The sequence below is a fragment of the Dokdonella sp. genome (assembly GCF_036518555.1).
Classification (GTDB): domain Bacteria; phylum Pseudomonadota; class Gammaproteobacteria; order Xanthomonadales; family Rhodanobacteraceae; genus Dokdonella_A.
The window spans coordinates 44,297-51,905 of record NZ_DATDMY010000022.1; the positions used below are offsets into that span (position 1 = coordinate 44,297).

The 7,609-nt window shown below is 70.2% G+C and carries 6 protein-coding genes; 4 read left to right on the plus strand and 2 right to left on the minus strand.

Annotated elements, in window-relative coordinates; genetic code table 11:
- The first annotated feature begins 188 nt into the window (after positions 1 to 188).
- Both VI238_RS01525 and VI238_RS01530 read left to right on the plus strand, forming a co-directional pair.
- Positions 189 to 1,130, plus strand: coding sequence for an ABC transporter ATP-binding protein (locus tag VI238_RS01525; protein WP_331647711.1), 942 nt, complete (start codon positions 189 to 191; stop codon positions 1,128 to 1,130).
- Positions 1,127 to 1,888: an ABC transporter permease gene (locus tag VI238_RS01530; protein ID WP_331647713.1), complete on the plus strand. Its 762-nt coding sequence runs from the start codon at positions 1,127 to 1,129 to the stop codon at positions 1,886 to 1,888. Before VI238_RS01525 ends, VI238_RS01530 begins: the two co-directional genes overlap by 4 nt.
- 210 nt (positions 1,889 to 2,098) lie before the next feature.
- On the opposite strand, the gene VI238_RS01535 is transcribed toward VI238_RS01530, so the two are convergent.
- Both VI238_RS01535 and VI238_RS01540 read right to left on the minus strand, forming a co-directional pair.
- Positions 2,099 to 2,707 carry a hypothetical protein gene (locus VI238_RS01535; protein ID WP_331647715.1) on the minus strand — a complete coding sequence of 203 codons (609 nt, stop codon included), beginning with the start codon at positions 2,705 to 2,707 and terminating at the stop codon, positions 2,099 to 2,101.
- Between the two features lies 1 nt (position 2,708).
- Positions 2,709 to 4,100, minus strand: coding sequence for a tetratricopeptide repeat protein (locus VI238_RS01540; RefSeq protein WP_331647717.1), 1,392 nt, complete (start codon positions 4,098 to 4,100; stop codon positions 2,709 to 2,711).
- Positions 4,101 to 4,276: 176 nt separating this feature from the next.
- Between VI238_RS01540 and VI238_RS01545 the strand changes: the two genes are divergently transcribed.
- The gene (locus tag VI238_RS01545; RefSeq protein WP_331647719.1) at positions 4,277 to 5,275 is read left to right on the plus strand and encodes a phytanoyl-CoA dioxygenase family protein; all 999 of its coding nucleotides are present in this window, start codon (positions 4,277 to 4,279) and stop codon (positions 5,273 to 5,275) included.
- A 98-nt stretch (positions 5,276 to 5,373) separates the two neighbouring features.
- Positions 5,374 to 7,281 (plus strand): hypothetical protein, encoded by a 1,908-nt coding sequence (locus VI238_RS01550; protein ID WP_331647721.1) that lies wholly within the window; start codon positions 5,374 to 5,376, stop codon positions 7,279 to 7,281.
- Positions 7,282 to 7,609 lie beyond the last annotated feature (328 nt).

The window sequence follows — 7,609 nt, forward strand, 5'->3', positions numbered from 1 at the left end:
GATCGCCGATGATCGCATACGCTCGCCCCCGAAGCGCCGAAGCGCCACAGTCGCTCGATCCGCAACGGCTGCAACACGCCGGTCGCGGCGACGGGACGCACTGTCCCGTCTGCCGCACGCGCGTCCGCGCGCACGCGCGCGCCGGCTCGGCTAGCATGGACGACCCCGTCGCCCGCGCGAGCGCGTCCATGTCGCCGATCATTTCCGTGCGCCACCTCGACAAGGTCTACGCATCGGGCTTCAACGCCTTGCGCGACGTCAGCCTCGACATCCGTCGCGGCGAGATCTTCGCGCTGCTCGGCCCGAACGGCGCCGGCAAGACCACGTTGATCAGCATCATCTGCGGCATCGTCAAGGCGTCCTCGGGCAGCGTGAGCGTCGATGGCCACGACATCGTGCGCGACTACCGCGCCGCGCGCTCGGCGATCGGCCTCGTGCCGCAGGAGCTGTCGACCGACACGTTCGAGAAGGTGTTCGCGACCCTGCGCTTCAGCCGCGGCCTGTTCGGCAAGGCGCCCGATCCCGCCCACCTCGAGAAGGTGTTGCGCGAGCTTTCGCTGTGGGACAAGCGCGACAGCAAGATCATGACGCTCTCGGGCGGCATGAAGCGACGCGTGCTGATCGCGAAGGCGCTCGCGCACGAGCCGTCGATCCTGTTCCTCGACGAACCCACCGCGGGCGTCGACGTCGAGTTGCGCCACGACATGTGGCGCATGGTGCGCCGCCTGCGCGACGAGGGCGCGACGATCATCCTGACGACCCACTACATCGAGGAAGCCGAGGAAATGGCCGACCGCATCGGCGTCATCAACCGGGGCGAACTCGTCGTGGTCGAGGACAAGGCGACGCTCATGCGCAAGCTCGGCAGGAAGCAGCTGACCCTGAGCCTGCGCGAGCCGCTCGCGAAAGTGCCCGACGCGCTCGCCGACCAGCCGCTCGAACTCGCGCAGGATGGCCACGCGCTCGTCTACACGTTCGACACGCAGACCGAGGAGACCGGGATCGCCGCGCTGCTCAAGCGCCTCGCCGAACAGGGCATCGACTTCAAGGACCTGCATTCGAGCGAGAGCTCGCTCGAGGAGATCTTCGTCGGCCTCGTGCACGGCAAGCCGCAGCAGGCCGCCGCATGAACCTGCACGCGGTCAGGGCGATCTACCGCTTCGAGATGGCGCGCACGTTCCGCACCATCACGCAGTCGATCGCATCGCCGGTGCTGTCCACCTCGCTCTACTTCGTCGTGTTCGGCTCGGCGATCGGCTCGCGCATGGGCGAGGTCGGCGGCGTCGACTACGGCGCATTCATCATCCCCGGCCTCATCATGCTGTCGCTGCTCAACGAGAGCATCTCGAACGCATCGTTCGGCATCTACATGCCGAAGTGGGCCGGCACGATCTTCGAACTGCTGTCGGCGCCGGTGTCGTTCGTCGAGGTCGTACTCGGCTACGTCGGCGCGGCCGCGACGAAGTCGGTGATGCTCGGCCTGCTCATCCTCGTCACCGCGCGCTTCTTCGTGCCGTACCAGATCGAGCATCCGGTCTGGATGGTGTGTTTCCTCGTCCTCACCGCGGTCACGTTCAGCCTGTTCGGCTTCATCATCGGGCTGTGGGCCGACGACTTCCAGAAGCTGCAGGTGATCCCGCTCATGGTTGTCACGCCGCTCACGTTCCTCGGCGGCGCGTTCTACTCCATCGACATGCTGCCGCCGTTCTGGCAACGCGTGACCCTGTTCAATCCGGTCGTCTACCTCATCAGCGGCTTCCGCTGGAGCTTCTACGGCGTCGCCGACGTCGACGTCGCGATCAGCGCGCTCGCGACCCTCGGCTTCCTCGCGCTTTGCCTCGCCGCCGTGTGGTGGATCTTCCGCACCGGCTACAAGCTGCGCAGTTGAGCGTGCGGGCGTCTCGCGAGGCGCGCTGCGCGCTGCGTCGAACGCGAGCGAAACGAACCAGCGGATGCGTTGCGACCCGCATCCGCACCGCGCTCGACGCGAGCCACGCCCGATGCCGGTCGCCCTGCGCGCAGGGCCGTAGCCGAACGGGCGCCGCCGCGACGGGCACGACGATGCGTTCGTGCGCCCGTCGCGCACGCCTCGACGGCGTCAGCGCGAAGCCGTTGGCGTGGCCTCGGCAAGCAGCACGACCACGTCGTCCGGAAAGGTGCCGTCGGCGAAGCGCGGCAGCGCCGTGAGGGCGCGCGCGCACGATGCAAGCTCGCCGCCGACGGCGGTCCGCGCGATGGCGCGCAGGTCCACGTAATCGAACAATCCGTCGCTCGCGAGCAGGAGCCTTCCGCGCAACGCCACCGGGCCGAATGGCACCGGCAGCCCGCCGTCGCCGAGCAATGGCCGGCGACGCTGCGAGCGCGTGAGTTCAATGAGATTCCCGCCGATCAACCACGCCCGCGAGTCTCCCGTGCTCGCGCCGCGCAGGACGCCCTCGCGCAGCTCGACGAGGATCGCGGTCGACTGGCCGCCGCTGCGGGACAGTGCGGCATCGACCGCATCCAACGCCTCGAGCGGCGACCGATGCAGGCCGCGGTGGAGCGCGCGCGCTTCGCGCAGCACGCGCATGGCCGCGCCCGCGCCGCCGCTGGTCCCTCCGGCACCGTCGGCGAGCGCGAACACGCCATGCCTCGAGTCGCCCCACCAGGCGGCCCGGTCCTGGTCGAGCCCGCCACTGCGGCGCTCGATGGCCACCGCGAGCGCCATGTCAGGCCTGCTCGCGTGGCATGCAGTGGCGCAGCACACGCTCGAGTTCCACCGCTTCCTCGTCGCGGCCGAGCACGCGGTAGAGGAGCGCGAGACTCCTCATGTCGCTGGCGACGAGCGCGTGGTCGGGTCCGTACGCACGGCGGTCGATCTCGATCGCACGGAGGTAGAGCGCTTCGGCGTCCTCGAGGGGTCCCCATCGCGCGCAGGCGCGCGCGAGGTTGTAGCTGTAGATGCCGACATCCGGGTGCAATGGCCCGACCGCGGCCTCGGCGGTGCGCAGCGCGAGCGCGAAATGGGCGCGCGCGCGCTCCGGATCATCGCGCTGCGTCCACAGCTGACCGAGGTTGTTGAGCGACGTCGCGACCGAGGAGTGGTTCGGGCCGAGCGTCGCACGCTTGATCGTCAGCGCGCGCTCGTGCAGGGCGATCGCCTCGGTCGGGCGGCCGAGATGTTCGAACGCCGTGGCGAGGTTGTTGAGGGACTGGGCCACGAGCGGATGGCGCGGGCCGAGGACGCGCTCGCGGATGTCGAGCGCGCGCTGGTACAGCGGCAATGCCTCGCGGCTACGATGCTGCGAGGCAAGGCAGTAGGCGAGATTGTTCAAGGCGCAGGCGAGCGCCGCGGTCTCCCCGAGCGTTTCCTCGATCGCCTGCGCCCGCCGAAAGAGCGGCTCGGCGAGCGCGTGACGGCCGAGCGCGCACAAGGTCGTCGCGAGCTTGTTGCAGCCGAGGCCGAGCTCCGGGTGTTGCGGCGGGAGGCATGCTTCGCGGATTCCGTGCGCGCGCTCGAGTCGCGCGAGACCCTCGGCCGGCCGGCCCATGAGGCGATAGAGGTTGCCGAGATTGGCCAGGCTGGTCGCGACGACGCGATGGTCCGGGCCGAGACGCTCCTCGCGAATGCGCAACGCGCGCAGGTGGAACGCTTCGGCGCGATGGAATTCCTCGCCTTGCTCGTGCAGCAGGCCGAGCGCGTTCAGCGCGATCGCGAGGAGCAGTTCGTCGCGTGGCTGCGCGGATTCGAGCGCCGCGAGCGCGCGCTTGCCGACCTCGAGCGCCTCCGCGCGGCGACCGAGCTCCGAGAGCGTCAAGGCGAGGCACGCCATGCAGTACCCGACGCGGCCATGGGTCGTGCCGAGCCTGCGCTCGAAGATGGCCAAGGCGCGCCGCAACAGGCGCTCGCTTTCGTCGTGGCGACCGAGCAGGCGTTCGACGTCGCCGAGATCGAACAGGCATTCGGCGCACGCGAGCGCGTCGCGCCCGCCCTCCCGCTCGGCCTCGTGCAGGGCCGAGCGCGTCGCGGCGGCCGTCGCCGCGTAGGCGCCGGCGGCCTTGAGCTGCCGCGCCGTTCGCAACCTCCCGAGCCAGGTGTCCCCGGCCATCGCACTGTCCATCGTCGCACCCGGCGCCATCCACCCGCGGAAGGCCGCACCGTCGCGCGCCGTCGTCTCGCGTCGCGAGACGGCGGGAAATCGCCGCAACGCGGCGCGCGCCAGCGGGCGCCGGCGCGGTGCCGAGGACTCGAGCACCGCGCGACCGCGCCACGTGCGGCCGGCGCTACACTGCCGCGATGTCGAGCATCGATGCCGCAGAACCCATCCTTCCCCTACTGCACGACTACTGGTCGCGGCGCCTGCGCGCGATGCGCGGCGAGTCGGCCGCACCGGATCGCCGCCAACAGCACCTCGACCGGATGCTCAGCGACAGCCTCGGCGTCGGCCTCGAACAGATCGCGCGCTTCCTCGCGACGATGCCGAGCTTCGAGGCGCTGCGGCAGTTCGTGCTCGATTGCCACGGCGGCGCGATCGCGCCGTCGCGCCTCGCCTGGGCGAAGGCGTTGCAGGACGGCAGCGCGTATCCGCAGGACATCGCGGAACGCCACGCATGCGTGCGCGCGCTCGCCCCCGTGCTCGATGCGCAGGCGCTCGCGCACTGGGACGAGCACGGGTACGTCGTGCTCCGCGAGGCGATCACGCGGGACGAATGCGCGGCCGTGCGCACCGCCGTGCACGACTTCATCGGGGCCGACCCCGACGATCCGCACAGCTGGTACGTGCCGGGCAAGCGCCAGGGGATCATGGTGCAACTGTTCCAGCATCGGGCACTGGAGGCCGCGCGCGCATCGTTGCGCATCCACAAGGCGTTCGCGCAGTTGTGGGGCACCGAGGATCTCGTCATGACCGCGGACCGCTGCGGCTTCAATCCCCCGGAGAACGGCTGTTTCCGCTTTCCGGGACCGCACCTGCACTGGGACGCCGAGCTCGTCCCGCCGCTCGGGCCTGGCATCCAGGGCATCCTCTACCTCGGCGACACGGCCGCCGACCAGGGCGCGTTCACCTGCGTTCCGGGCTTCCACCGCGACATCGACGACTGGCTGCGTGCGCTGCCCGCGGGCGTCGATCCGTACGAGCGCATCCCAGCCGCCGCCGCGCGACCGATCGCCGGCGCCGAGGGCGACCTCATCCTGTGGCATCACGCGCTGCCGCACGGGAGCAGCCCCAATCGCAGCCGGCGACCGCGCGTGGTGCAGTACCTCACGATGTATCCGGCGCGACCGCTTCGAGAGTGATCGCTGGACGCGAGCAGGGAACCGCTCACGGCCGTCAGCGCGCAGCCACGCACGATGTGGACAAGTGCTACTGTGGGCTCGCTCACAGGGGACAATCCATGAATGCCACTCCGCTTCGCGCGGCGCTTGCCGCCGTCTTCGCTTCCGCCGTCGTCACGCCGTGCGCGCTCGCCCAGGTCCACACGCCTGCCGCCTCGCCTTGGCGCGTCGATCCGTCGCGCTCCGTCCCGGCACCCGGGCCGATCGTCACCGGCGCGTTCCCGACCGAGGGATGGACCTCGCGCACGGTGATGCCGAGCGCTCGCTGGGGTCACGCGATGGCCTCGTACATGAGCGGTACCTGGCCGGACAACGACGCCTACGTCTACGTGATTTCGGGCGGCGATGCGTCCTTCGCGAACACGAGCCTGATGTCGCGCTACGACGTCACCTTCGACAGCTGGGCCGATCTGGCGCCGATGACGCCCGCACGGCTGCAGATCGGCGCGGCGCGCGTCGGCACGAAGATCTACGTGCCCGGCGGTTACGCGGGCAGTTTCGCGCCGACGTCGATCCTGAGCGTCTACGACATCGTGACCGGGCTGTGGCAGCCCGGACCGTCGTTGCTGCAGGCGACCGGCGACTACGCGATCGGCAGCTACGCCGACCGCTATGTCTACGTGATCGGTGGCTACTCCGGTTCGGCCGACCTCAACACCGTGCAGGTGTTCGACACGGCGATGAACGCGTGGTCGAGTGCCACGCCGAAGATCGGCAGTGCAGTCGCCGGCTTGCGCGGCGCGATCGTCGGCAACCACATCATCGTCGTCGGCGGCTACAGCCAGGCCCTCGCGGCGTCGCTCGCCGATGCGTACGTCGGCACCATCGACAGCGGCGATCCGAACGTGATCACGTGGGCGCCGATCGCATCGTATCCGGGCGGCACCGTCGGCAGGCTCGGCGTGGGCGTGCCGGTTGCCGCGGGTCCCGCGCTGGGTGCTTCCGGCCTCGACATCGTGATCTTCACCGGCGGCGATCCGGATGGCGGCGGCATCTCGGTGAAGCACGACAGCTGGATCTACGACTTCAACGACGGCGCATGGAAGAGCGGTCCGGACAAGCCGACCGGCGTCAGCAACATCGGCACGATCGCCGGCGTCGCGAGCGGCGGCAAGCTGCATCTCGTGTCGACGGGCGGCTACGACGGCGTCGCCGTGGTCAACGTGAACGAGTGGCTCACGCTCGGCGACGAAGCGCCGCCCGATCTCGCGCTCGCGGGGTCCGCCAACGGTGCCACGGTCGATCCCGGCGGCACGCTCGTGTACACCCTCGACTACAGCGTCGGCGTACCGGGCAGCGCCGCGGACGTGACGATCACCGAGAGCGTGCCCACCGGTACGACGTTCAATGCCACCGCCAGCAGCGCGGGCTGGACCTGCGTGCCGGACGGCAGTGCCGGCAGCGACTGCGTGTACTCGCTCGGCACGCTCGCCGGGGGCGCGAGCGGCTCCGTGCAGTTCGCGGTCGACACGATCTACCCGGTGCCTGCCGGCCTCGTGCAGATCGACAACGACGCGGCGATCGCGACGGTCGCGCCGTTCGGTCCCGAACAGGATCTCGCCAACAACAGCGTCGCCATCGCCACGCCGTTCACCGGCGGCGCCGTGCAGGTCGCGCCGCTCAGCGGCCTCGTCACCACCGAGAGCGGCGGCACGGCGCAGTTCGACGTCGTGCTCCAGTTGCCGCCCAGCGCCGACGTGACGATCGATTTCGCATCGAACGATCCGAGCGAAGGCCTCCCCTCGCCAACCCGGCTCGTGTTCACGCCGGCCGACTGGAACGTTCCGCAGACGATCGTCGTGACCGGTGTCGGCGACTTCCTCGCGGATGGCGACGTCGCGTACTCCATCATCGGCGCGGTCGTCGCGGGTTCGGGCAACTACGACGGCGTTGCCCTGCCGACGGTGTCGCTCGTCAATGTCGACGAGGTGCTCGATCGCATTTTCGCCGACGGCTTCGATCCGTGAGGCGCAGGCGTTCCCGGCGACGGCGCGCGGAACGTGGAACCCGCCGCGCCGGACGGCGATCGGGAGGACGCGCGCGGGCGCCAGGCGCAGCCTCCGTCAACGGATCGAGGCGTGCCGCGTTGAACGTGCATGCGCCGGTTGCGGCGCGATTCGATCCAGGAGAACGAGCATGACGACCATCGCCCACCGCATCCTGTGCGCCCTCGCGCCGACTCTGCTGCTTGCGGGCTTCGCGACCGCGCACGCGGTCGAGCCGGTACCGGGCCACCCGCGCGTGAACGAGGTGAACCAGCGCCTCGACCGCCAGCAGCATCGCATCGACGCCGGC